We start from the raw sequence: 23,852 nt of genomic DNA, 5'->3' as shown, positions 1-23,852 counted from the left end.
TTGACACAAATTGGTACAACCTGTGCAAACGTTTGCGGAACGAACTTGGCAGCCAAGTTCACCTCAACCCGAAGAATCGGGCCCAAACCGCGTACGAACAGGGATTTTCAATGCACCCCACTTCCAGACGAACCGCGTCGGCTACTCCTTTTGCTGTTTCCCTGCTACTGGCTGCCGTTACGGGAGTACTCAGCGCACCCATTTTGGCGCAGGAAAAACCCTCCGATGACTCAGCACAGGGCGAAACCCTGGCCCCGGAAGCCAGCCCCTCGAAAAAAGGCGTGTACCTGTCGGACTGGTTCAACCAGGACCTGACGGTCATCGGCAGCAAAGACATCAGCTTCGGCCCCAAACCCGCCGATGACGTTTACCTGGAGTACGAATACTTCGGCCGCAAGGGCCCGTTCGAACTGTATGGCTACGTCGATATCCCGAAGATCTTCGGCATCGGCAACAGCAATGACAAAGGTGCCTGGGACCACGGTTCCCCAGTGTTCATGGAACACGAACCGCGTATCTCCATCGACTACCTGGCCGGTCGCAGCCTGGCCATCGGGCCGTTCAAGGAATGGTACGTGGCGTTTGACTGGATCTACGACCACGGCAGCAACAAGGCCAACCGCGCCAACACCTTGTACAGCGGCCTGGGCACCGACATCGAGACCCACTCGCGGGTGAACCTGTCGGCGAACTTCTATGGCCGCTACCAGTGGGAAAACTACGGCGCCAGCAACGAATACTCGTGGGACGGCTACCGGGCGCAGATGAAGTACATCGTGCCCATCGGCAGCTTCGACAATGGTGCTTCGCTGACCTATATCGGCTTCACCAACTACGATTTCGGCTCGGACCTGCACAAAGACAACCCCGCGCGCACCGCCAACTCCTGGTTGCAACAAACGTGTTGTTGTATTCGTTCACTCACTTGCGTTTCACCCTGGTCGGCCGTTACTTCCACAACGGCGGCAACTGGGAAGACGGCAGCGAGCTGAACTTTGGCGACGGTAATTTCCGCGCCCGCTCCAACGGCTGGGGTTACTACGCCGGTGTGGGCTATCAATTCTGAGTGTGAACAAGGAGCAGTAGATGAAGACCTTTACCCGCCTTTCTATCGCCATCGGCCTGGCCGCCGGGGCGCTGTTGCCGCAGGTCGCGTTGGCCGATACGCCGGCCCCGATAAAGCCCAAGGTGATGCTGATCACCATGTTCGCCCCCGAGGCGCAGAACTGGATCGACCGCCTGGAGCTTAAACAGGAAGTACGCGTGCCGGGCTTGTCGGCCGAGTACCCGGTGATCCGCTGCAACACCCAGGACGTGTGCCTGCTGGTAACCGGCATGGGCCAGACCAACGCAGCGGCCTCGACCCTGGCGCTGGCGTTGTCGCCCAAGTTCGACCTGCGCCAGAGCTACTTCCTGATCGCCGGGATTGCCGGGATCAACCCGCACCACGGCACCATCGGCACCGCCGCGTGGGCCCATTACCTGGTGGAGTTCGGCACCCAGTGGGAGCTGGACTCACGGGATGCGCCGAAGGATTGGCCGACCGGTTACATCGGCATCAACACCAAAGGGCCGAACGAGAAGCCGCCGCTGGACTACAAGACCGAAGTGTTTGAGCTCAATCCCAAGCTGCAGGCCAAGGCGTTTGCGCTGTCGCAGAAAGTCGAACTCAGCGAAAGCAAGGAGTCCACGGCCTGGCGCAAACACTACCCGTATGCGCCGGCGAATCAGCCGCCACAAGTTACTCAGTGTGACACCCTGGCGGGCAATACCTGGTTCTCCGGGACTCGCCTGAGTGAGCGCGCCGAAGTCTGGACCAAGTTGCTGACGGACAATAAAGGCGTGTATTGCACCACCCAGCAGGAAGACAACTCCACCTATGAGGCGTTGCTGCGAGCCAGCCGCGAAGGCTTGGTGGATATCAAGCGTTTGGCCGTCGTGCGGGCCGGCTCCGACTTTGATCGGCCATACCCGGGCTACAGCGAAGTGGACAACCTGTTGAAGTACGCGGACCAGGGCGGTTTTGTACCGGCGCTGGAGAACCTGTACCGCACCGGTAACCCGCTGGTGCAGGCGATTCTGAAGAACTGGTCGGCGTGGGAGAAAGGCGTTCCCGACGCCTGAACCGGATGAGGGGCTTGCCCCCTCTCCCTTGGTGATCAGGGCAGGAAGATAATCTTGTCTGCACTGCCCTGGTTCACTTCCTCAAAGCACTTCACACCGTCGGCCAGCGACACTTCCCGCAAGCCGGTCGGCAGCGGTAACAAGCCTTCATCGAAGAACCGCCCGAACTGCTCCAGCATCACCGCGCATTGCTCGCAGTTGTAGAGCAACGAATTGATCCCCACCACCGAACCGCCCTTGCGGTACAACGCCAGGGCCGGCAGTTGTACGTGCCCGTCCACCGGTGCGGCAATGATTGCGATCCGGCCAAAGGGTGCCAGCGCCGCCACGGCTGCCGGCAGCCAGAAACCCGTGGTGTCGAAAATCACATCGGCGCCCGCACCAAACAGCGCATTGACCTGCCCGCCCAGCGCTTCTGGCTGGCCCAGTAACAGCCCCTCGAAACCCTGCTCGCGCAATGCCTCGACCTGTTCCGGCCGACGCACCGCCCCGAGCACCTGGGCCCCACGAATTTTCGCCAGGGCCAGGGCCGCACTGCCTACGGCTCCATTGGCGCCAATTACCAGCAAACGCGTGCCTTTGCCAACACCGCTGCGCTCAAGTGCATCCCACGCCGTGGTGTACGGCACGCCGAGACTGGCAGCCTGGGCAAAGCTCAGATGGCTAGGCTTGTGGGCCACGCCCTTGGCCGACACGGTGAGGTACTGGGCGTGGGAACCGTCGGCAAAAAGCCCAGGTCGCGGCCGGTGCCCCAGACTTCCTGGCCTACCAGCTCCTGCGGGCCCTCCACCACCACCCCGGCAAAGTCCCGGCCGGGGATGCGTGGCAAGGTGGTGTAGGGGAAGCGCCCGAGTACGTTCTTCACGTCGCTGGGGTTCAGCCCGGCGGCCTTGATGTGTACCAGGACTTCACCGGCCGCCGGCACCGGAGTAGTGACGTCAACGTAAGCGAGGGCAGCGAGATCGCCGGTGGCGGAAAATTGCAATGCTTTCATGGCCAATATCCATCGAGGTTAAAAAGGGTTTCAGGACAACCAGGCGCTGACCAGCTGCCGGCCCATGGGCCAGAGCTTTTCCCCCAGCAACATGCCCGTCAGCCCTACCAGGGCAATGGCCGGAGGCGCGGGCGAACGAAAGTCCAGGGCACCGTAAATCACGCCGACCAACAGGCCGATGGCCAAGGAAATCAGGTAATTCATGGAACACTCCGCAGCAAGGGTTGATGCGGTCAGTGTAGGGGCCCCAAATCCGAAGCATCGGCCAACTGCTTCAGAATTTCGGCCAAGCCTCAGACGGGGTACTGCGACGGTGCCATTCCCAGTTCGCGACGAAACATGTCGCTGAAACTGCTGGGTGAATAGCCCAGGGAGCGGGCGATAGCGCTGACCGACTGGCCCTGGATCAGCTCGGCCACTGCGGTGGCCAACTGCACCTGGCGGCGCCACTCGGCAAAGCCCATGCCCAGGCTGTTCTGGAACAGCCGGGCCAGGGTGCGCACGCTGGCGCCGGAGGCTTCGGCGTGCTGTTCGAAGGGAATGTCCAGGGAAGGCGACGCCATGACTGCCTGGCAGGCACTCATCAGGCGGCGGTCGGCACCCACGGGCAAGGCAATGCGGATCGGCGAACGCCGGGCCCGCTGCAGCTCCAGCAGGGCCAGGCCGACCACTGCCTCGTAGTAGGCCTGATCACCCTTGTCGCCCTGTTCGACCAACGCCACGATCAGTTCGCGCAGCAACCCGCCCACCTCGATCACTTGCACCTGGCTGTCCAGGGTCGCAGCCAGCGCCGGGCGCAGGTAGATGTTGCGCATCTGCAAGTCGGACACCACGCGAATCCCGTGCTCGACACCCGGCGGCAGCCACACCGCGCGCTGAGGCGGCACCACCAGCGCTTCCTGCGGCGTCTCGACCCACATCACACCGCTCATCGCATAAAGCAACTGGCCCCAATCGTGTTGATGAGGCTCAACGTACAACCCACGCGGGTAGGTACGCGCCAAGGGTTGCACGGGGACGGCGTGATCACTGAGGTCGGGAGGTGCGGCCAGGGCCATGGAAGGCACATCGGTCAAGGATGGACAGTCATGGTAATGACCCGTGCCGGATAATCCGAGTGAATTTTTACCGCCTGGGGAGGGTCACTTAAAGACACAAGGAGGGTTAACGGATCCATGACTAACGCAAAACTTTTCGTAATCGACTACACGCTGCATGGCCAGCCCAAGTCATTCATCATCCGCCTGGAAAAACTCGACAACGCCGAAGCCTGGCATTGGGCAAGCTGCGACGCGGGCGTGGGTCGTATCGGACGCTTTGCCCGGGAGCAGGTGAAGAAGACCAGCCAGCCCCAGGCCGAGAAATTCGGCATCGAAAACGTGCAATGGCGCCGCTCGGATGCGCGCCCCACCGCGTGAAACTGTAGGAGCGAGCTTGCTCGCTCCTACAGGCGGCAGCCCGCGTTAGCCGTGCGCCGACTTGGCACACTCGCACCCGGTCGCCGAAGCACAAGGCTCACCATGGGCATGATGCTCGGCGCAGCCTTGGCAGCAATAGCCCTTGCCATCCTTCATCACCGCGTTTTTCCCCAACTGGCAGTTGCAGTGGGGGCAGGCGCATGTTTTCTCTTGCATGGTCAGACTCCTTTTTCGTGGTCGTCCCGGTGCGGCGAACGCCGGCACCTCAACGAATGACTATAGGCAATCATGCAAGGTTCAAAGGCCCGTCAGTCAGCCCGACGAGCGTTGCTGCGGTACATGAACACCAGGGCCAGCGCCAGGCAGAGCATCGCCACAATCCGGCTGCCGGATAACTCGATGGCCGGGTTGCCGAGCCAGCCGAAGTTGTCGATCAGCATGCCCATGCCCAACTGGCCGACAATCACCGCCACCGTGGCCACCGCAGTGCCCACAATCGGTACCGCGCCAACCATCACCATCATGTACACCACGCCAAACAACGCCCCGGTCAATTGCCATTTCGGCACATCCAGCAGGCTGACCGCATGGGCCGGTTCGAAAAACAGAATCAGCAACCCGGTGCTGATCGCCCCCACCACGAACGTCAGCAGGCTGCTGCGCAATACACCCACCGCCTGGCCGAGGCGGCCGTTGATGGCGGCCTGCACACTCAACACCGCACCGGCGGCCACGACCACTACCAACAACAGAATCAGATTCATCGCCTTAACCCCGCGCAATCAAAACAAGTGCCACCACAATCAACCCCAATGCGATCCAGCGCTTCACGTTGACCCGCTTGCGGGCAGTGCCGAACCAGCCAAAGTGATCAATCAGCACGCTCTTGCCCACCTGGCCCGACAAAATCGCAATCATGGTCATCGCGATGCCGATGTGCGGCGTTGCCAGGGTCAGCACGACCACGTACATCGGCCCCAGAAACCCACCCACCAGTTGCCAGCGCGGCAGATCGGTCAACGCCGGACCCTTTTGCGGGCCGCTGAACAGCAGCAGCAGAAACAAAATCGCCGAGCCAACGCCGAAGATGCTCAAGGTCGCCCACAAGTGCCCGACCTGCACACCCAGCGGGCCCAGCAACCCGGCCTCTACCGACAAACCCATGCCGGCGAAAATCACCAGCGGCAGCAACAGTAATCGAAGAAATGTCTTGGGCCGGGCCTGAGCCACAGCCGCCGTTGAAGAAGCCTGCATACATCACCTGCGCGTTAGGGAGAGGAACAATGGCGCGCATTATCCGGTGGCACTGCTGTGCGATAAATGGGAGCATGCCGACAACACCTTTGCGTAACTCGCACAGCACGGAGTCATGATGCAGGGCTTGAACGAACTGAGTTTCAAGGCGCTTCGCCTGTTTGTCGCCGTGCTGGACTACGGCAGTTTCTCTGAAGTCGCACGCCGCGAGGGCTTGGCGCCCTCCTCCATTTCCCGGCAAATCCAGTTGATGGAACAGGCCCTGGGCCAACAGCTGTTGTATCGGCATACCCGTGCGGTCAGCCCTACGGAAGCCGGGCGCCTGTTGGGCCGCCATGCACGGCTGATGCTGGAGCAGCTGGAAGCCGCCGGCCAGGCGCTGCAGGAACAGGAAAGCGAACCCAGCGGCCTGGTGCGCATCAATGCGCCGATGGTATTCGGCCAGCGCCATCTGTCGCCGTGGCTGGGGGAGTTGTGCCGGCGTTATCCGAAGCTGCAACTGGATATCCAGCAAACCGACACCTATGTCGACCCGTTGCAAGACGGTACAGACCTGCTGTTTCGCATTGGCGTGCTGAACGATTCCGGCATGCAGGCGAGAATCTTCGCACCCCAGCGCTTTCGACTCGCCGCCAGCCCCGCCTACCTGGAGCGTTTCGGTAGCCCTCAACATCCCGACGAGCTGGCCAACCACCAATGCCTCGCCTACAAGGGCGTGACGGGCCAGCAGCGCTGGTTCTTCCGCCGCGACCAGGGTGACTGGACGTCCTACAGCGTCAAGGGCCCGATCACCGGCAACCACGCAGACACCCTGACCCACGCTGCCGAACAAGGCCTGGGGCTGGTGGTGTTTCCATCGTGGTTGATCGGCGAAGGCCTGCGCGCCGGCACGCTGCAGGCGGTGCTGACCGACTATGAAGTGGCGACGACCCTGGAACCGCAACAGATTGCAGCGCTATGGCCGGGCAGCCGGCGGTTGTCGTTGAAGGTACGCACGGTGATCGACTACTTCGTCGAGTGTTTTGGGACGGTGCCGTACTGGGACCGTTGAGGTGTCAGGAAAAATCCCCCTCCCCGTAAGGCCTGTCTGTTTTTATGAAACACAGGTCCAATTCCACTTGCACTCCGGCAGACTCCGACAACTTCCTTCAGGAGAGACGTCATGGATGCCAGTCATTACCCGTTCGGAAACACACAACAACTCCCGCAAAAATCATCCTCAACCAGCAGTCGGCTAATCTTTGCCTGCCTACGAAGTTTTGGCTATATTTGGCCAAAATCCGGGGAAGACCACATGATTACCGTACCGTTGGGCGAAGCAAAAAATAACCTGTCAAAACTGGTCGATGATGCCGCCTCCGGCCAAATCATCACCATCGCCAAACATGGGCGCGCCATGGCTCGCCTTGTCCCCGTCGGGAAACCGACAGGCCGGCGTATCGGCGCCATGAAAGGAAAACTGGTGGTGCCGGACGACTTTGATGCGCCATTGCCAGACGACATGCTGGACGCGTTCGAGGGAAATCACCCATGAGGGTATTGCTGGATACCCATATCCTGCTTTGGGCCCTGAGCGATGATCCGAAACTGTCTGCCAGGGCCAGGAAGCTGATCGAGAACGCGGCAGAAATCTACGTCAGCGCCGCCACATTCTGGGAGCTGGCAATAAAGGTCGGTCTCGGAAAGCTCAACGTAAACCTGGAGGAAATCCGAGAGTACTGCCTTGAAAGCGGCTACGTGGAATTACCCATCACCTCCGAACACGCCATCGCGGTCAAGGACCTTGAGGCCCATCACAGGGACCCGTTTGATCGACTCATCATCGCGACGGCCATCATCGAACCGATGAAGCTGTTAACGGCGGACCCGATAGTGGCGAAATACACATCGCTGGCTGTGTTGGCGTAAGCCGCCTCGTTCAGAACAACCACTGCCCGATCAGCCAGGCATTCGCCCCGCTGATCACCACAAACAAGCCCCAGGCCAGCAGTCGCGTTGGCAAACGGTTAACGAACGGTCCCATCAGGCGCTTGTCGCCCGTCATGCGGATCAACGGGTACAGCGCAAACGGCAACTGCAGGCTCAACACCACCTGGCTGAGAATCAGCAACTTGCCGATGGCATCGTCCCCCATCAGCCACACCCCGAGGAACGCCGGGATCAGCGCCAGGCCACGGGTGATCAGGCGCCGCTGCCAGCAGGGAATACGCAGGTTGAGGTAGCCCTCCATGATCACTTGCCCGGCGATGGTGCCGGTGAATGTAGAGCTCTGGCCGGACGCCAGCAGCGCGACACCAAACAGCACACTGGCGAAGGCGCCGCCCACCAGCGGGTCCAGCAAGTGATAGGCGTCCTGGATTTCGACCACGTCCGTGTGACCGGTCTGGTGGAACGCCGCGGCGGCCAGTATCAGGATGGCCGCGTTGACCAGCAGCGCCAGGGCCAGGGAACCAATGGTGTCGATACGTGCCAGCTTGACCGCGTCCTGGCGGCTCGCCAGGTCCTTGCCGAACATCCGGGTTTGCACAATGGAGGTATGCAGGTACAGGTTATGGGGCATCACCGTGGCGCCCAGGATGCCAATGGCCAGGTACAACGGTGCTGCATCGCTGATGACCGACAGCGAGGGCGTGAAGCCACGAAACACGTCGGGCCAGTAAGGTTTGATCAGCACCAGCTCAATGAAAAAACACACGCCGATGGTTGCCACCAGCGCCAGCATGATCGCTTCCAGTCGGCGGAAACCGCGGTTTTGCAGGGCCAGGATCAACAACGTATCGAAGGCGGTGATGACGATCCCGGTGGTCAGGGACACGCCCAGCAACAGGTGAAACGCCAGGGCGCAGCCGAGGACTTCGGCGAGGTCGGTGGCGATGATCGAGATTTCCGCGAGAACCCACTGCACGAACGACGAGCGCCGGCTGTAGCGCTCGCGGCTCAATTGCGCCAGGTCCTTGCCGGTGGCAATGCCCAGCCGGGAGCACAGGCACTGCACCGCCATCCCCGCCAGGCTGGCCAGCAGCACCACAAACAACAAGTTGTAGCCGTACCGCGAGCCGGCTTCGATGGCCGTGGCCCAGTTGCCCGGGTCCATGTAACCGATGGAGATCAGCAAGCCTGGGCCGGCAAATTTCAACACGCGCTTGAAAAACGAAGCCCTGGGGTCGACGGCGATGGTGCCGGCGACTTCCGGCGGGCAGAACGGGGCGGTAGCGATTTTGGGCAGGCTGAATTTCACGCGGGGTACCAGGCTTTCACACAAGACGTTTACGCAGCTTATCAGTCAGACGTCACGGTACGCATCACCGTCTCCCGAGGCAGATCAAATGCCTCTACCACCTGGACCACCAGATCCAGCTCCTGGTTCAGCGCCTCGCGCTCCATGCGCTCGCGAATCACCCCGATCACCAGCACCGCCAGGGTGGTGATGGAATACGCAGGGCCGGAAAATGCCCGCACCCCGGTCACCAGCAGCATCGCCGCCGCCAACGCCTGCCCTACCACCGGAATCGCCGTGGCCGCGCCCCGGCGCAGGATAAACCCGGTGAGCCCGGCCAGCGCCGTGCCGCTCAGGGCTGTAGTGGCTGAACGCCCGACATCGAAACGATTGAAAAAACCTTGTTCCTTCTGTGCCGCAGCCTTCAACTCTGCCTCGAACACTTGGCGGTCGGCCTGGCTGAGTTTGTCCTTGTATTGCTCGATCAGCCGCTCGGCGACTTGCAGTTCCAGATCCGCGAGGGCGACTTGCTCAATCGGCTCATCGAACTTGATGCCCACCCGCTGCGCCACATCCTGGGCGATTTCGCGGTAGCTCACGCCATGGCCGCGTGCCAGGTTCATAAAGGTGTCGCCACCCATGCGTTGCAGTTCGATGGCCAGTTTCAAGGGCTCGCGCACCGTGGCGTCGATCGAGGCGCTGCGCTTCTGCGCCATCAATTCGGCGAAGAACTTCAACTCTTCCGGGCGCGCCTGAACCAACAGCGGGAACAGGTCGACATCCTCTTCGGCAAACCGAACTTCGCTGCTGCGCTGATCGGCGCGGATCATGCCCCGGCGCTCCTGCAGCAAGTCGGTGTACTGCACCACCGTTTTCAACTGCGGCCAGTAAGCGGCATGGTCGAACGTGGCCAGGTGCACATTGGCAACCTTGGCCTTGAGCGCGGGTGTCAGGGGGATGGCATAACGACCAATACAGCGCTCGGTGTCGGGCTTGAGCGCCAGGGCCCAATCCTTGCTGGAGTGGCAGTTGATCACCCGGCCCTTGAGCGGCGCCGACACCAGGTCCCACGGGCTGGACGTACAAATGGCACCGCCCATCAGCAACAGGTTGTTCAGCGGCAGCTCACGGGCCACTTCGGGGCTTGCGAGCACGCTCTTGACCAGAATCCGCGCGCCCAGGGAGTGGCCGATCAGGTTGATCTGGCGCACCTTGATCGACTCGCCGTGCAGGTAGTTGGCCAGTTCGGGCAACAGGCTTTTGGCGACCTCATCCACCCGCGCCTCGACGCTTTTGTAGTGGTCAAGGAAATAGGCAATCGCCTTGCCCACCCCGATGGTCGCCGCGCCCAGGCTACCGCCGCCGAGCATTGAGGTGATCACATCCTTGAACGGCGCAAACAGGTTTTCCAGGAAATGCCCCGCCGGCCAGAACAGCATCAGGTTGGTCGAGCCTTCGATGGTTGCCAGTTGCTGCGAGAAATTGCCCAGTTGCTGCTGGTTGAAGAATGCCGAATAACCATGGACATAGAGATTGAGCACATCCCCTTGGGGTTCGCCACACAACACAAACGTGGGCTTGCGGGTGCGGTGCATTTCATCCCACTGGTGTTGCATGTGGCGGTGACTCCTGGTGACGACGGAGGGCGATAGTAACAAAGGGTGAGGCCCGGGAATGTGGAAAACTGATACCCGGACTGTCCACAGCCATGCACAGTGATGACAGAAAACACGGATTTTGTTCGGTCTTTCAGTCCATTAGCCTTTGCTCGGTCAACCACTGAAACCGAGGAACACCATGAGCAAGCCCGAATTTTTCATCACTCCCGGCTATGGCGACATCGCACGCGACACCCTGCATTACGCCCAGGCCGTCAAAATCGGAAACCGCGTTGAGACCTCAGGCCAGGGCGGCTGGGACGACGAGTTCCGGATTCCCGAATCCCTCACCGACGAAATCGCACTGGCTTTTCAGAACCTGGAACGCACCCTGGCACACGCCGGCGCCGGCTGGGAGCACGTGATCCACGTCAACTCCTACCACGTGGGCGGTTTTCCTCCCGAAGTGAACGAGCAGATGGTCAAGTGGTACCGCCATTACATGCCCAACCACACGCCGATCTGGACCGAACTGGGGGTGGAGGCCCTGGGATTGCCGGCGATGCGCATTGAGATCCGCGTGACGGCAATTATTGCCTGACGCCAAACCGCTCGATCACCCAGTCGATAAACACCTTCAACCGTGCATTTTGATGGCGGTTGGGTGGGTAGATGATGTGCAACGGCGTGGCCGGCCGAGTCCAGTCCGCCAGTACCGGGACTAACTGGCCGGCCTCCACGTAGTAGTCGACGATGGTCTTGAAATGCTGTCCGACGCCCAGGCCGGCGAGCAGCATTTCCTTGAGGCCATTACCTTCGTTGGTCGAAAACGCACAGTTGCCTATTTCATGACGGACCGCGCCTTTCTCGAAAATCAAAGGCTCCGGCTTGCCCGACCCGGCAAAGAAATAGCCGGCCTTGAGGTGATTGTGTTCAAGGTCTTCCGGCGACACGGGCGTGCCCATGCGCTCCAGGTAACCCGGCGCGGCGCAGGTGACGTACTCAAGGTCCACGACTTTGCGCCCGATCATCGCCATGTCATCCAGCTTGCCAACCCGCAGCACACAATCCACCCCCTCCCCTACGATATTCACGGCACGGTCGCTGATGCCCAGGGCAATGGTGATATCGGGATACTCACGATGAAAATCCACCAGCGCCGGGATCAGCAGGCAATTGCCGAAGGACGCCGGAGCATCCACCTTCAGGTGCCCACCGGGTTTGAGCTTCTGCCCGCGCAGGGCGTTGTCCAGTTCGTCCAGTTCGGCCACCAGGCACAGCGCGTGATTGTAGTACTCCAACCCTTCCGGTGTAGCCGCCAGCGCACGGGTGGTGCGATGCATCAGCTTGACGCCAAGGTGCTTCTCCAGGTCGGTGATGAGCTTGCTGACAGTAGAGCGTGGCAGCGCCAGTTGGTCGGATGCGCGGCTGAAGGAGCCGGTTTCGACGACACGGACGAAGGCGCGCATGGCAAGGAGTTGGTTCACGGTGATGTCCGACGGATAGAGAATTCCAATTATTGTGCATAAAACTGCACAATAGCGACAGCCAATCAAATAACAAAAAGCCCGGCGCATGGCCGGGCTTTGATGGAAAGAATGACTCAGTTGGCAAAGTTCTCAATCTTTACCTGGCCATCAGGAAACGTGGCGACGATCTCCAGTTCCCCTCCCATGGCGCGAATGTAATTACGCAGCGTGCTGATATACATGTCTGTGCGCCGCTCCATTTTGGACACCGCCGCCTGGTTGATATTCAGCGCCTTGGCCAAGGTGTCCTGGCTCATCTGTTGCGCCTTGCGCAGTTCATGCAGAGGCATTTCTTTCAGATGCTGCTGGAGGATTTGCTCCGCATCGGCCCGGGCTTGCGGTGTCATGCGAGCCTGGAGCTCGCTAAATTTTTTAGCCATGGTTACGGCCCTCTATACGCAGTGTTTCCAAATGTTCGTCATACAACTTCTCAGCCAGCGGGACGTATTCGTCATACCAACGGCCTCGTCCGGTTTTGTTCCCGCCTATCAACAATAAGGCACACCGGCGTGGATCAAATGCATACAGAACACGATAAGGTCGCCCCGCGTGCTGTACCCGCAGCTCTCGCAGGCTGCCATGCCGCGAACCCTTGATATCACTGCAGTGAGGAAACCCAAGGCCTGGCCCCAAGAGGCCCAGCAAATCCACACTGGCCGATACTGAGGATTGCTCCCTTGCATCCAGACCGCCCCACCAGTCTCCAAACTCGTCCGTGTATTCAACGTCCCAACTCATGCAAATATGCCATCCATGGAATATAAACTCAAGGACATAACTGTAGAGGCTTGGGAGGCACACAACCTCCCGTTCTTCCCGGGAAAGTGTTTGTAGATTATTCCCGCATGATTATTGGCGGAGCGGAGCGGGACGCAGAGCATCCCAGGCTGCATTCCTGCGCAGAGCGCAGGAAAGATCAAAAAAAACCGCCCTCTCGGGCGGTTGAAGGGACCCGGCCTTGATCAGAAGCCGAGGGAGAAACTGATGGTCATCGCGTGGTCCTTGTCGTTGCGCGAGACTTGTCCGGAGTAGCCCAGGCCTAGCTTGCCGTTGGGGCTGATCTGATAGTCGATGCCTGCTTCCAGTACGGCGCTGTCCTTGGCAATCGGTACGCCTTGGGTGCTGAATGAAGTTCCACCGCCGTTGATAAAGCTCAGGTCGGCATCCGGCTTGGTATCGCCGAAGGCATGACGCCAGCCGATGCTGCCCCGCGGGGTGATCTTCGAGCCGTTGCCCAGGGTGAGGGTCTGGCCGACACGCAGGCCCAACGTGGAGAAGGTAATGTCTTGATCGGCATCACCGCGCAGCGCCGCCGAACCACCCTTCTCTTTGATGGTGTCGCTGTCGTAGTTGACGTAGGCCAGGCCTGCGAACGGTTCCAGGACAACGCTGGCGGTTTGAAGGGTGTAGCCGACTTCACCAAACACTTGCGCACTGCGGGCCTTGTAGTCGGCCTTCAGGCGTTGACCCACACCGCCCACTGCCACGTCGCGCTTGCTGTCGATGTCATGCCAGCTGTAGGCAACGCCCATGCGTGCGGCGAACGCTTCCTGCTGGTACGCGGTGTAGGCCATCAGGTGATAGCTGTCGACATCGGCGCTGGAGTTGCGGTGCTTGGCGTCAAGGTCGCTGCGGGTGTAGCCGGCAGCAACGCCGGCGCGCCAGGCGTCGTCGAGTTGCTTGTCGGTGCCCAGCAGGAAGCCACTGAGGTTGCGGTCCAGGTTGGCGGTGTTGCTGTCGCCGCCCATATGGCCCCAGGTGCCCAGGACACGTGCCCAGCCGACCATTTCGCCTTGGCAACCGGCGCTGCTCAACTGGTTTTCGCTCGGTGCCAGGCTGCTGCGTGGATCGTCCTGGCGGTAGCAACCGGGTTGGCGCAGGCGCTCATTGACTGCATCACGGATGTAACGCGAGTCTTCGAGCAAAGCACTGGCGGTGCTGGCGTGGATTTCCCCCGAGAGGTTATCGAACGCGGCGCGGGCACTGGCTGTACTGCCGTTAAGCAGCGCGTTTTGCACCGCTGCACCGCCCACGGCTGCCCCACTGCCCAGTGCCGCCGCGACCGCCCGCTGATTGCCGGTGGCTGCCACGCTGGCGTAGCTGACGTTATTGCGGCTGACCGCCAGAGCGACCTCATTCGGGCTGTAGCTGAGGGCGGTATTGAGGAACGCCAGGTTCTCAAGGTTGGTGCTGGCAAACGTACCCGTGACCCCGCCACCCGCCGTCAACAAGGTGTAGGTGGTGGGCCCGGCATAAGGTGCCAGGTTAACCACGTTCAGCGTGCCCGCCAGGTTTGCCGTGCCGCCCACCGCCAGGGCACCGGCGGCCGACGGGGTGATGACCAGGTTCAGCGCGCCATCGGCGGCGTTGCTGAAGTTGCCGGCAACACTCAGTTTGCCGCTGTCGGGCGTCACCACACCGTGGTTGACCAGCGAGCCGACACTGCCATTACCTGTCAGCCCGGCACCGTTGGCCACGGTGACCTGCCCGCCCAGGATGGCGTTGGGATTGGCCGCGTTGCCGACTTGCAACACGCCCTGATCCACCGCCACCGTCCCGCTGAACGACTGGTTGCCGGTGAGCAGCAGCGTACCCGAGCCCTGCTTGACCAGCGCACCGGTGCCGCTCAGCACACCGTTGAATTGGCCACTGCTCAGTTGTGTGAACAGCAACCGCGCGTTGTTGAGGATATTGCCCCGCAGGCTGGTGGTGTTACCGGCCAGGGTCCCGCCACTGACAGTGGTGCCGCCGGTGTAGGTGTTGGCGCCCGTCAGCACCAGGGTGCCCGCATCCAGTTTGTTGATACCGCCCGCGCCCACCAGTGGCGCATCAATCTGGGTGGTCACGCCGGCATTCACCCGCGCTGTGGCCAGGCTGCCGTCTGGTGCATTGGTCGGGCTCAGGCTGCCGCCTGCACCGGCCACCAGCGAGTAGCCCGGGTCGAGGAACTGCACGCCGGTAAAGCTCTGGTTGCCCGCCACTGTCACGGTTCCGCCCTGGCCGCCAAACACGGCGAACTGGTTGGTCGACACCTGGCCCTGGGTGCCGTTCGGATCGGTCCAGTTGGTGCCTGGGCCCCACGTGCCACTGCCGCCAGTGATGGTGCCGTCAGGATGGGTGGTGCCGCCGTTCCAGAACTGGATTTGCCCCGGCGTGGTTTGCACCAACAGATTGACCTGATTGGCCAGTGCCGTTTGCAAGGTCAGCGCGCCCGGCAGGATGCCCGACGGCAACGTGCCGTACGCCAGGCCGTTGTCGGTCAGGCTGCCGCCGTAGCGGAACAGCTGGTAAACCCCGGTACCAAAACCGCCGGCGTCGGTAATGTTGAGTGTGCCGTCCAGGGTCAGGTTGCCCGCAACGTTCACCACCGAGGTAGCAGCCCCCGGCGCGCCGAGGCTGAAGTCCAGGTGAGTGCCCGAGGACAGGTTGAGGCCGCCGACCGACAACGGTGTACCGCCGGCGCCTGCGGTCAGGGTCGAGCCGCTTGCCAGGGTGACCGTGCCCGCCAGTTGGCCTGAACCACCCAGGGACGCGCCGCTGCCGACCAGCACATTGGCACTGTTCAGGGTGCCGTTGACCAGCAGGCCGCCAGCATTGACGTTGGTATCGCCGGTAAAGGCATTGTTGCCACTGAGCAGCAGGTCGCCCGTACCGTTTTTGTTCAGCACCCCGGCGCCGGTGAGGTTGCCGGTGTAGGTGCCATCGGCCGCCTGTTCGAAGGTCAGGGTCGCATTGTTGGCGATCGCGCCCTGCAAGCTGCTGGTGTCACCCGTGGTGGTGCCACCATTCAAGGTGGTGCCGCCGCTGTAGGTGTTCGCGCCGGTCAGCAGCAGTGCGCCAGTGCCGTTTTTCACCAGGCTGCCGGTGCCACTGATAACACCACCGAGGGTAGTGTCTTGAGTCCCCGCGAGGGCCAGTTGCGCACCGAGGTTGATCGCGTTGTTGAGTTGCAACGCCGCCGTGCTGTCGAGCGTCCCATTGCCGGTAACGCCCAGTGCGCCGCTGCCCAGGGCATTGTTATTGCCGAGCACCAGCGTACCTGCCGCCAGCTGCGTCCCGCCGCTGTAGGTATTGTTGCCATTGAGGGTCAGGCTGGCCGCGCCGCTCTTGACCAGGCTGCCGCTGCCACTGACCACGCCGCCCAGGGTCAAGGCGTTGGAACCTGCGACATTCAACGCCCCGTTCAGCACCACCGCATTGGCCAGGTTGACGGCGGTATTGCTGTCCAGCGCGGTGCCGTTGGCCGTGGTCAATACGCCGGTACCCAGCGCACTGTCGTTGCCCACCACCAGCTTGCCGCCGTTGAGGGCAGTGCCGCCGGTGTAGCCATTGGCGCCATTGAGGACCAGGGTGCCGGTGTCGTATTTGCCCAGCGTACCGGCGCCGTTGATGGCCACGCCGATCGTGGCGGTGTTGTTGGGGTCGACGCGAATTGCCGCGTTCCCCGTGCCGCCATTGACCAGGTTCAACGCGCCTGCCGTGCCGTTCACCAGGCTGTAGCCGTCGGTGGCGAACTGCAGGCCGGTGATGCTTTGCGTACCGTTGACCGTGACGGTGCCCGCCGTGCCCTGGAACACCGCGAAACTGTTGCCCCACGCCTGGTTGACGGTGCCATCCACGCTGGTCCAGTTGGTGGTGCCGGTGCCCCAGGTGCCGCTGCCGCCGTTGATGCTGCCGTCGCCCACCAGTTGGCTGCCATCCCAGAACTGCACGGTGGTGTTCGGCGCCGTCACCAGCAGGTTGACTTGATTGGCAAGCGCCGTTTGCACTTGCAGATCCCCCGGCGTCACGCTGCCAGGCACGCTGCCGACCACCAGGCCGTTATCGGTCAAGCCGCCGGTGTAGTTGATGATGCGATACACGCCGCTGCCAAAGCCGCCGATATCGCTGACATTGAGGTTGCCGTCGAGGGTCAGGTTGCCGCCGACATTGATCAGCGCGTTGCCACCGCCGACGACCGGTGTGCCCAGCCCGACATCCAGGTTGGAATTACCCGACAGCACCAGCGAGCCCACCGACAAGGTGCTGCCGGTCGCGCCTGCGAGGTGACCGCCATCAGCCACCGTGACGGCGCCTCCCAGGCTGCCAGTGCCCGTCAGCGTCGCACCGTTGTTGACCGCGACGTTGCCGCTGGCCAGGGAGCCGCTGACGTTCAGGGTACCGCCGTTGATGCTGGTGTCGCCGGCCAGGGTATTGATACCGCTGAGGGTCAAGGTGCCGCTGCCGAGTTTGCTCAGTTGCCCGGCACCGTCGAGTACACCGGCGAAGGTGCTGCTCAGGTTGCCACCGCCCAGGCTGAGGGTGTTCCCGGCGCCGATCAGTGCCGTGCCACTGCCGGTGAGGCTACCGAGGCTGTTGGAAGCGCCGAGGTTGAGTTGGCTACCGGCACCGAGGTTCAAGCCGGCGTTATTGCCGAGCGCCGTGGCACTGGCGGTGGTCAGGCTACCGCCCAGTACGTTGAAGTTGCCGCTGAAGCTGTTGTTGCCACCGAGCGTCAGGTCGGACGCGCCATTTTTAGTCAGGGTGCCCGCGCCATCCAGTGCGCCGGTAAAAGTCAGGTTGTTGTTTCCGGCCACACTCAAGTTGTCGTTGACCGTGACGTTGTTGGCCAGCACCAGCGCCGAACTGTTGTCGAGTGTCGAAGGCCCCGCCACCGTCAGTGCACCGGAGCCCAGTGCCGTGGCAGTGCCGAGGGTCAGGGTGCCGGCGTTCAGCGTGGTGCCGCCGGTGTAGGTGTTGACGCCATTGAGCGTCAGGTTGGCGCTGCCGTTCTTGGCCAAGCCCCCTGCGCCACTGACGACGCCCGCGAGGGTCAGGTCATTGCTGCCGGTGACCGCCAGGTTGGCATTCAGGACGACATTATTGCCCAGGCTCACCGCGGTGTTGCTGTCCAGGTTCGAGGCGCCGGCCACCGTCAGGTTGCCCAGGCCCAACGCCGTGGCGCTCCCCGCCGTCACAGTCCCGCTGTTCAAGGCAATCCCGCCGAGGAAGCCATTGGTGCCATTGAGGACCAGATTGGCCGCGCCGTTTTTGGTCAGGCTGCCTGCGCCGTTGAGGGCGCCACCGAGGGTCAGGTCAGCAGTGCCGCCAATCCCGAGATTGCCAGCCAGGTTGATCCCGTTGTTGACGCTCACCGCCGTGGCCGCATCCAGCGTAGTGCCGTTCGCGGCGTTGAGCGCGCCACTGCCGAGCGCCGAATTGGACGCCAGGATCAGCCCGCCGGCATTCAGGGCAACCGGGCCGAGGAAGGCATTGTTGCCGCCGAGGGTCAGGTTGGCCGCACCGTTCTTGATCAGGCCCCCTGTGCCGCCGATCACACCGTTGAGGGTCAGCGCATTGCTGCCACCCACCGTCAGGTTGCCGAGCAGGCTAACCCCGTTAGTCAGGGTGACGGCGGCGTTGCTGTCCAGCGTGGTGCCGGACGACGCGCTCAGTTGGCCGGTGCCAAGGGCGGTGTTGCTGCCCACCACCAAGGTACCGCCTTGCAGCTCGGTGCCTCCGGTGAAGGTGTTGGCGCCGTTGAGTACCAGGATGCCGCTGTCGAGTTTGGCCAGGGTGCCACTGCCGTTAATGCCCACGCCGAGGGTGGCGGTGGAACCCGGATCGACGCGAATCGCAGTGTTGCCGCCGGTGCCGTTCACCGCCGTCAACTGCCCCGCCGCTCCCGTCACCAGGTTGTAGCCATCAGTGACAAACTGCAGGCCGGTGAACGCTTGCGTGCCCGCCACCGTGACGGTGCCCGCCGCCCCCTGGAACACGCCGAAGTCGGCGGCCCACGGCTGGTTGACCAGGCCGTCGACCGACGTCCAGTTGGTACCGACCGCCGTCCAGGTGCCCGTGCCGCCGTCCACCACGCCGTTGGCGATGGTCTGGCTGCCGTCCCAGAAGCGAATGTTGGCGTTCGGTGCCGACACCAGCACGTTGACCTGATTGCCCACCGAGGTCTGCACCACCAGGTCGCCAAGGCCGAAGCCCACCGGCACACCCGTCACATTCAGGCCAAGATCGGTCAGTGAGCCGGTGTAGTTGATCAGGCGATACACCCCGACACCAAACCCGCCGGCATCGGTGACGTTCAGGTTGCCGTCGAGGGTCAGGTTGCCGCCGACATTGAGCAGTGAGCTGGTGGAGGGTGCGCCGAGCGCCACGTCCAGGTTGCCGTTGCCGGCCATCACCAGCGAGCCGGCCGACAGCGTATTGCCGCTGCTCAGGGCCAGGTGGCCGCCGTTGTTGACGTTCAGCGTGCCGAGCACCGAACCGGTACCGGTGAAGGTCGCGCCGGTATTGACGTTGACGTTGGCACTGCCCAGCGAGCCGCTGAGGTTCAGGGTGCCGGCATTCACGTTGGTGTCACCGGTGAGGCCATTGATGCCGGTGAGGTTGAGGGTACCGGTGCCGACCTTGGCCAGGCCACCGCTGCCGCTCAGGCCGCCGTCGAAGGTGCTGGTGGAATTGAGGCCACCTACCGACAGCGTGTTGCTCCCGCTGACCAGCACATCACCGCTGCCGGCAAGAGTCGCGAGGCTGGCATCACTGCCCATGATCAGCGACGCACCGGCGCTGACATTCGCGCCCGAGGTATTGCCCAGCGCGCCCGCACTGGCGGTGGTGACACTGCCGGACAGGATATTCAAGGCGCCGGTAAAGGTGTTGGGGCCGCTGAGCGTCAGGTCGGCCAGGCCATTTTTATTCAGCGCCCCGGCGCCGCTGATGACGCCGCCGAGCACCAGGTTGTTGTTGCCGGCCACGCTCAAGCCGGCATTGAGCACGATCCCGTTGTTCACGGTCATCGCCGCGCTGTTGTCCAGCGTCGAGGTGCCCCCTACCGTCAGGCTGCCGCTGCCCAGCGCTGCGCCATTGCCCAGCGTCAGGGTACCGGCGTTGAGGGTGCTGCCGCCGCTGTAGGTATTGATGCCATTAAGGGTCAGGTTGGCCGTACCGTTCTTGATCAACTGGCCGCTGCCGCCAATCAGGCCGCCCAGCGTCAGGTCTTGAGTGCCGCCGACGGTGAGGTCGGCGTTGAGGACGATGCTGTTGGCCAGCGCCACCGGGGCATTGCTGTCCAGCGTCGCCGCGCCGTTGACCGCCAGGCCGCCGGTGCCGAGGGCAGTGTTGCTGCCGACGGTCAGCGTGCCCGCGTTCAAGACGGTGCCGTCGATAAACGTGTTGGCACCGTTGAGGATCAGGTTCGCCGCTCCGTTTTTCACCAGGTTGCCGTTGCCGCTGATTGCGCCGCCCAAGGTCAGATTCGCGCTACCGCCGATAGTCAGCGGGCCGGTCATGCTTATTTGATTGCTCAGGCTGACGGAGGTATTGGCGTCCAGGGCGGTGTTGACCGCCGTGCTCAATGTACCGTTGCCCAAGGCGTTATTGGCACCGACGATAATCTTGCCGGTGTTGAGCGTTGTATTGCCCAGGTAGTTATTGGTGCCATTGAGCGTCAGGTCAGCCGCACCGTTCTTGATCAAGCCACCGATACCGCTGACGCTGCCGCCGAGGGTCAACGCATTGCTGCCGCCGACGGTCAGGGTGCCGCCGAGGTTGAGGGCATTGGCCAGGGTGATGGCAGCGTTGGCATCCAGAGTGCTGCCGTTGGCCGCGTTCAGCGCGCCCGTGCCCAGCGCGGTATTGGAACCGACAATCAAGGTCCCGGCATTGAGCGCCGTGGTGCCGGTATAGGTGTTGTTGCCATTGAGGGTCAGGCTCGAAGGGCCGGTCTTGATCAGGCCGCCGGTGCCGGCGATCACCCCGCCGAGGGTCAACGGGTTGGCCCCGCCGGCGCTCAGGTTGGCGTTCAGGTTGATCGCATTGCTCAACACTAGCGCACCGGTGCCGTTGAGGCTGCTGGCGCCGCCCACGGTCAATGCTCCGGTGCCCAGCGCTCCGCCATTGCCCAACGTCAGGGCACCGGCGTTAAGGGTGCTGCCGCCGCTGTAGGTGTTCACGCCGTTGAGGGTCAGGTTGGCCGCGCCGTTCTTGATCAACTGACCAGTGCCGGCCAGCACTCCACCCAGGGTCAGGGCGTTGCTGCCCGCCACGCTCAAGTCGGCGTTCAGCGCAACGTCATTGCCCAGGATCACATTGGCGCTGCTGTCGAGGGTCGCGGCGCCGCTGACGGTCAGGTTACCGACGCCCAGGGCGGCGTTATTGCCAGCGGTGAGCGTACCCGCGTTGAGTGTGACGCCGCTGAGGAAGGTATTGGCGCCGTTGAGGATCAACTTGGCGGTGCCGTTCTTGGTCAGGCCGCCGCTGCCCCCGACCAGGCCGCCAAGGGTCAGGTCAGCGGTCCCACCGATGTTCAGGTTGCCGGTGATGTTGGCCGCATTGGCCAGGGTAACGGCAGTGCTTGCGTCCAGCGTGGTGCCGGCGGCGGTGTTCAAGGTTCCGCCCACGCCCAGTGCGGTGTTGGACCCCACAATCAGCGAACCGGCGTTGAGCGAGGTATTGCCGGTGTACGTATTGGCGCCACCGAGGCTCAGTGCGGCCGCACCGTTCTTGATCAGGCCGGCAGCACCGCTGATCACACCCGTCAGGCCCAGTGCCTGGGTCCCGCCAATGGTCAAATCGGCAGTCATCGCCACAGCGTTGGCCAGCGTCACCGCCGTGGTCGCATCGAGGGTAACGCCGGCAGCGGTAGTCAGGGCCCCGGTACCCAGCGCATTGTTATTGCCCACCAGCAGCGTGCCGGCGTTGAGCGCGGTATTCCCGCTCTGAGAGTTGTTGCCGGTCACCGTCAGGGTCGAGGCGCCATTCTTGAGGATGCCGCCCACCCCCGAAATGGCGCCCGCAAGGGTCAGCGCGTTGCTACCGACCGTGGTCAGATTGGCGTTGAGGACCATGGCGTTGTTCAGGGTGACATTGGCGCTGGTGTCAAGGTTGGCGCCGCCATTGACGCTCAGTACGCCGGTACCCAAGGCATTGTTATTGCCGGCTATCAGCGTGCCGGTGTTCAGGTTAGTGGCGCCTGTATAGGCAGTGTTGCTGCCATTGAGGGTCAGGCTACCGCTGCCACTCTTGCTGATACCACCTGCCCCATTGATCACGCCTGCCAGGGTCAAGGCCCCGGATCCGGTCACCGTCATTCCACCGGTGACGGTGATGAGATTGTCCAGGCTGACAGTGCCCGGCGCACTCAAAGTCGCCGCACCCGCGAACGTCATAGAGCCGGTGCTGAAGGCTTGATTATTGAGGACCTGAACCGAACCGTCATTGAGCGTGGTATTGCCGGCAAACGTATTCGCACCACTGAGGCTCAACTGCCCGGTGCCGGACTTGGTCAAGCCGCCGGTCCCGGAGATCACGCCTCCCAGCGTCGTGTCGTTGGCCCCCTGTACGGCCAGGCCACCACTGCCAAGGGTGATCAGATTATTGAGGGTCAACCCGGCGTTACTGGCCTGAATCGTCCCGCCGTTGGAGGTCAGCACACCCGTGCCGAATGACTGAGCGTTGTTGTACGACGCAATGCCGCCATTGAGGGTTGTGCTGCCGCTGACGAGCGGCCCTTGCAGGGTCCAGGTACCGCTGTTGAGCGTCAGGTTGTTGAAGTTGACGTAGTTGGCGCTGGACACCGTGCCCACACCACTGGTGCCGCCGCCGATGCCAATGGAGTTTTGCAGGATCAACGAGTTGACGCCGCCTGCGCCGCCATCAATCTGGCCGGTCGGGGCGAAGGTCAGGTTGACGCCAATCAGGCCACCCAGCGAAAGCCCTATACCGCCGCCGCTGGAGATCGTCGAACCGGTGATGGCGGTGAAGGTGTTGGTGCTGCCGGCCCCCATGGAGACGCCGCCGGAAATCGTACCGGAGTTGACGAAGGTATTACCCGTGGTGGAACTTTCAAAGGCTACCCGCCCGTTGATCGTGCCCGCGTTGATCACGTTGACTTGTGAGCCTCCGCGAATCGCCACCACCGGCGCGTCCGCGGCGAACAACGTCACGTTGAGCAATGCGGTCGAACCGATGGTGCCATTGTTCACGATGTTGGTGCTGCCACCGGCACCATTTTGGATGTTAAGTGCCATACCATTGAGACCGGAGAGATTGACCCCCAGCAGGTCTGCGGTCCCTCGGATGATCCCGGTGGCGGCGTTGGTGACGTTCACCACACTCGCCCCCGCGTTACCCACCACGACACCGCCACTCAAGAGTGTGACAAGCCCGAGCAACGCCGGGTCGATTAGACCCGCGTTGTTCAAGGTAACGTTGTTGCCCGCAAGATTCAGCGCCACGCCACCCAGCGTCGCGTTCAACTGGGCAGCCGAGCCCACATTGACGGTCAGGTCGTTCACCGCACTGGAAAAGGTGTTCAAGAACAACGGCAGCGAAGGCACGCCGGTGCAGGTGACCGTGGCGCCAGCCGCAGGACTTGCCGGCGTACAAGCAGCCATCGCCTCCGGGCTCGCCAGGCCAAGAACCAGGCCGGCAATACCGAGGCGAATAGCAAGGTTCAGAGGAGAAATACGAGGTATGGCGGCAGTAGCAAGTCTTCTTTCCACGTGAAACTCCTTGTGGTCAAAGCCTTTCATCCATGAATGCGCAGAAGCCCCTAATACAGATCCAAACACGCATCGACTTCGAAATACCTGACCGTGGTGACAACTGATCCTGTTTGTCAAAACGTTAGCCGGATACATAAAAGTCATTGAAATAAATGGTATTAATACTTTCGCGAGTACCTCGTAAGAACCGGGCGCCCTCCAGTGAACGCTGAAGCGAAAG

General features: G+C 62.3%; 17 protein-coding genes and 2 pseudogenes. 7 read left to right on the top strand and 12 right to left on the bottom strand.

Features of this window, described 5'->3' with window-relative positions:
* Window positions 1-110: 110 nt before the first annotated feature.
* Together JFV30_RS10045 and JFV30_RS10040 are read left to right on the top strand one after the other, a co-directional pair.
* Window positions 111-1,066: pseudogene (locus tag JFV30_RS10045) on the top strand (nucleoside-specific channel-forming protein Tsx).
* A gap of 20 nt (window positions 1,067-1,086) precedes the next feature.
* Window positions 1,087-2,124 carry a purine-nucleoside phosphorylase gene (locus JFV30_RS10040; protein ID WP_201123415.1) on the top strand — a complete coding sequence of 346 codons (1,038 nt, stop codon included), beginning with the start codon at window positions 1,087-1,089 and terminating at the stop codon, window positions 2,122-2,124.
* Window positions 2,125-2,159: 35 nt separating this feature from the next.
* Here JFV30_RS10040 and JFV30_RS10035 read toward each other — a convergent pair.
* The 3 genes and pseudogenes from JFV30_RS10035 to JFV30_RS10025 all read right to left on the bottom strand — a co-directional run bounded on the left by JFV30_RS10035 (window position 2,160) and on the right by JFV30_RS10025 (window position 4,176).
* Window positions 2,160-3,118 (bottom strand): annotated as a pseudogene (locus JFV30_RS10035) (quinone oxidoreductase family protein).
* 30 nt (window positions 3,119-3,148) lie between these two features.
* A complete protein-coding gene (locus JFV30_RS10030; protein WP_201123413.1) occupies window positions 3,149-3,322 on the bottom strand; it encodes a DUF1427 family protein in 174 nt (57 codons plus the stop codon).
* Between the two features lie 89 nt (window positions 3,323-3,411).
* Entirely contained in the window at window positions 3,412-4,176 is a 765-nt protein-coding gene (locus JFV30_RS10025; RefSeq protein WP_010173246.1) for an AraC family transcriptional regulator, read from the bottom strand.
* Window positions 4,177-4,293: 117 nt separating this feature from the next.
* On the opposite strand from JFV30_RS10025, the gene JFV30_RS10020 reads away from it, so the two are divergent.
* Entirely contained in the window at window positions 4,294-4,536 is a 243-nt protein-coding gene (locus tag JFV30_RS10020; protein WP_017479865.1) for a DUF6555 family protein, read from the top strand.
* 45 nt (window positions 4,537-4,581) lie between these two features.
* On the opposite strand, the gene JFV30_RS10015 is transcribed toward JFV30_RS10020, so the two are convergent.
* The 3 genes from JFV30_RS10015 to JFV30_RS10005 form a co-directional block, all read right to left on the bottom strand.
* Window positions 4,582-4,752, bottom strand: a complete 171-nt coding sequence (locus JFV30_RS10015) for a metallothionein (protein ID WP_008437063.1) — start codon at window positions 4,750-4,752, stop codon at window positions 4,582-4,584.
* A 92-nt stretch (window positions 4,753-4,844) separates the two neighbouring features.
* Window positions 4,845-5,300, bottom strand: coding sequence for a DMT family transporter (locus JFV30_RS10010; RefSeq protein WP_088425290.1), 456 nt, complete (start codon window positions 5,298-5,300; stop codon window positions 4,845-4,847).
* Between the two features lie 4 nt (window positions 5,301-5,304).
* The gene (locus tag JFV30_RS10005; RefSeq protein ID WP_201123412.1) at window positions 5,305-5,790 is read right to left on the bottom strand and encodes a DMT family transporter; all 486 of its coding nucleotides are present in this window, start codon (window positions 5,788-5,790) and stop codon (window positions 5,305-5,307) included.
* Window positions 5,791-5,908: 118 nt separating this feature from the next.
* Between JFV30_RS10005 and JFV30_RS10000 the strand changes: the two genes are divergently transcribed.
* The 3 genes from JFV30_RS10000 to JFV30_RS09990 all read left to right on the top strand — a co-directional run bounded on the left by JFV30_RS10000 (window position 5,909) and on the right by JFV30_RS09990 (window position 7,698).
* The gene (locus JFV30_RS10000) at window positions 5,909-6,841 is read left to right on the top strand and encodes a LysR family transcriptional regulator (RefSeq protein ID WP_201123410.1); all 933 of its coding nucleotides are present in this window, start codon (window positions 5,909-5,911) and stop codon (window positions 6,839-6,841) included.
* A gap of 111 nt (window positions 6,842-6,952) precedes the next feature.
* Window positions 6,953-7,324, top strand: coding sequence for a type II toxin-antitoxin system Phd/YefM family antitoxin (locus tag JFV30_RS33065; protein ID WP_242487048.1), 372 nt, complete (start codon window positions 6,953-6,955; stop codon window positions 7,322-7,324).
* Window positions 7,321-7,698, top strand: a complete 378-nt coding sequence (locus tag JFV30_RS09990; protein WP_010173254.1) for a type II toxin-antitoxin system VapC family toxin — start codon at window positions 7,321-7,323, stop codon at window positions 7,696-7,698. The genes JFV30_RS33065 and JFV30_RS09990 overlap by 4 nt, the downstream gene beginning before the upstream one ends.
* A 10-nt stretch (window positions 7,699-7,708) precedes the next feature.
* On the opposite strand, the gene JFV30_RS09985 is transcribed toward JFV30_RS09990, so the two are convergent.
* Window positions 7,709-9,028, bottom strand: coding sequence for an Nramp family divalent metal transporter (locus JFV30_RS09985; RefSeq protein ID WP_201123408.1), 1,320 nt, complete (start codon window positions 9,026-9,028; stop codon window positions 7,709-7,711).
* A gap of 41 nt (window positions 9,029-9,069) precedes the next feature.
* Complete coding sequence (locus JFV30_RS09980) at window positions 9,070-10,623, bottom strand: DUF726 domain-containing protein (protein ID WP_169388068.1); 1,554 nt, start codon at window positions 10,621-10,623, stop codon at window positions 9,070-9,072.
* Window positions 10,624-10,804: 181 nt separating this feature from the next.
* On the opposite strand from JFV30_RS09980, the gene JFV30_RS09975 reads away from it, so the two are divergent.
* On the top strand, window positions 10,805-11,206 hold the full coding sequence (locus JFV30_RS09975; RefSeq protein WP_201123406.1) for a RidA family protein: 402 nt from the start codon (window positions 10,805-10,807) through the stop codon (window positions 11,204-11,206).
* On the opposite strand, the gene JFV30_RS09970 is transcribed toward JFV30_RS09975, so the two are convergent.
* The 4 genes from JFV30_RS09970 to JFV30_RS09955 form a co-directional block, all read right to left on the bottom strand.
* The gene (locus JFV30_RS09970; RefSeq protein WP_029616015.1) at window positions 11,196-12,092 is read right to left on the bottom strand and encodes a LysR substrate-binding domain-containing protein; all 897 of its coding nucleotides are present in this window, start codon (window positions 12,090-12,092) and stop codon (window positions 11,196-11,198) included. The two genes, JFV30_RS09975 and JFV30_RS09970, sit on opposite strands and share 11 nt — an antisense overlap.
* Window positions 12,093-12,208: 116 nt before the next feature.
* Entirely contained in the window at window positions 12,209-12,514 is a 306-nt protein-coding gene (locus tag JFV30_RS09965; RefSeq protein ID WP_010173261.1) for an XRE family transcriptional regulator, read from the bottom strand.
* Entirely contained in the window at window positions 12,507-12,872 is a 366-nt protein-coding gene (locus JFV30_RS09960; protein WP_081480111.1) for a type II toxin-antitoxin system RelE/ParE family toxin, read from the bottom strand. The genes JFV30_RS09965 and JFV30_RS09960 overlap by 8 nt, the downstream gene beginning before the upstream one ends.
* Before the next feature lie 224 nt (window positions 12,873-13,096).
* Window positions 13,097-23,659 carry an autotransporter-associated beta strand repeat-containing protein gene (locus tag JFV30_RS09955; RefSeq protein WP_201123405.1) on the bottom strand — a complete coding sequence of 3,521 codons (10,563 nt, stop codon included), beginning with the start codon at window positions 23,657-23,659 and terminating at the stop codon, window positions 13,097-13,099.
* Window positions 23,660-23,852 lie beyond the last annotated feature (193 nt).

Source organism: Pseudomonas sp. TH32 (assembly GCF_016650855.1).
In the GTDB taxonomy this organism is placed as follows: domain Bacteria; phylum Pseudomonadota; class Gammaproteobacteria; order Pseudomonadales; family Pseudomonadaceae; genus Aquipseudomonas.
Note: the sequence above shows the minus strand (reverse complement) of the source record. Positions and strands in the feature narration are given on the sequence as shown.

What these genes read in the sequence shown, in the direction of transcription:
- JFV30_RS10040 (WP_201123415.1), top strand. Translation starts at nt 1,087, where the DNA reads ATGAAGACCTTTACCCGCCTTTCTATCGCCATCGGCCTGGCCGCCGGG.
- JFV30_RS10030 (WP_201123413.1), bottom strand. Translation starts at nt 3,322, where the DNA reads ATGAATTACCTGATTTCCTTGGCCATCGGCCTGTTGGTCGGCGTGATT.
- JFV30_RS10025 (WP_010173246.1), bottom strand. Translation starts at nt 4,176, where the DNA reads ATGGCCCTGGCCGCACCTCCCGACCTCAGTGATCACGCCGTCCCCGTG.
- JFV30_RS10020 (WP_017479865.1), top strand. Translation starts at nt 4,294, where the DNA reads ATGACTAACGCAAAACTTTTCGTAATCGACTACACGCTGCATGGCCAG.
- JFV30_RS10015 (WP_008437063.1), bottom strand. Translation starts at nt 4,752, where the DNA reads ATGCAAGAGAAAACATGCGCCTGCCCCCACTGCAACTGCCAGTTGGGG.
- JFV30_RS10010 (WP_088425290.1), bottom strand. Translation starts at nt 5,300, where the DNA reads ATGAATCTGATTCTGTTGTTGGTAGTGGTCGTGGCCGCCGGTGCGGTG.
- JFV30_RS10005 (WP_201123412.1), bottom strand. Translation starts at nt 5,790, where the DNA reads ATGCAGGCTTCTTCAACGGCGGCTGTGGCTCAGGCCCGGCCCAAGACA.
- JFV30_RS10000 (WP_201123410.1), top strand. Translation starts at nt 5,909, where the DNA reads ATGCAGGGCTTGAACGAACTGAGTTTCAAGGCGCTTCGCCTGTTTGTC.
- JFV30_RS33065 (WP_242487048.1), top strand. Translation starts at nt 6,953, where the DNA reads ATGGATGCCAGTCATTACCCGTTCGGAAACACACAACAACTCCCGCAA.
- JFV30_RS09990 (WP_010173254.1), top strand. Translation starts at nt 7,321, where the DNA reads ATGAGGGTATTGCTGGATACCCATATCCTGCTTTGGGCCCTGAGCGAT.
- JFV30_RS09980 (WP_169388068.1), bottom strand. Translation starts at nt 10,623, where the DNA reads ATGCAACACCAGTGGGATGAAATGCACCGCACCCGCAAGCCCACGTTT.
- JFV30_RS09975 (WP_201123406.1), top strand. Translation starts at nt 10,805, where the DNA reads ATGAGCAAGCCCGAATTTTTCATCACTCCCGGCTATGGCGACATCGCA.
- JFV30_RS09965 (WP_010173261.1), bottom strand. Translation starts at nt 12,514, where the DNA reads ATGGCTAAAAAATTTAGCGAGCTCCAGGCTCGCATGACACCGCAAGCC.
- JFV30_RS09960 (WP_081480111.1), bottom strand. Translation starts at nt 12,872, where the DNA reads ATGAGTTGGGACGTTGAATACACGGACGAGTTTGGAGACTGGTGGGGC.
- JFV30_RS09955 (WP_201123405.1), bottom strand. Translation starts at nt 23,659, where the DNA reads ATGAAAGGCTTTGACCACAAGGAGTTTCACGTGGAAAGAAGACTTGCT.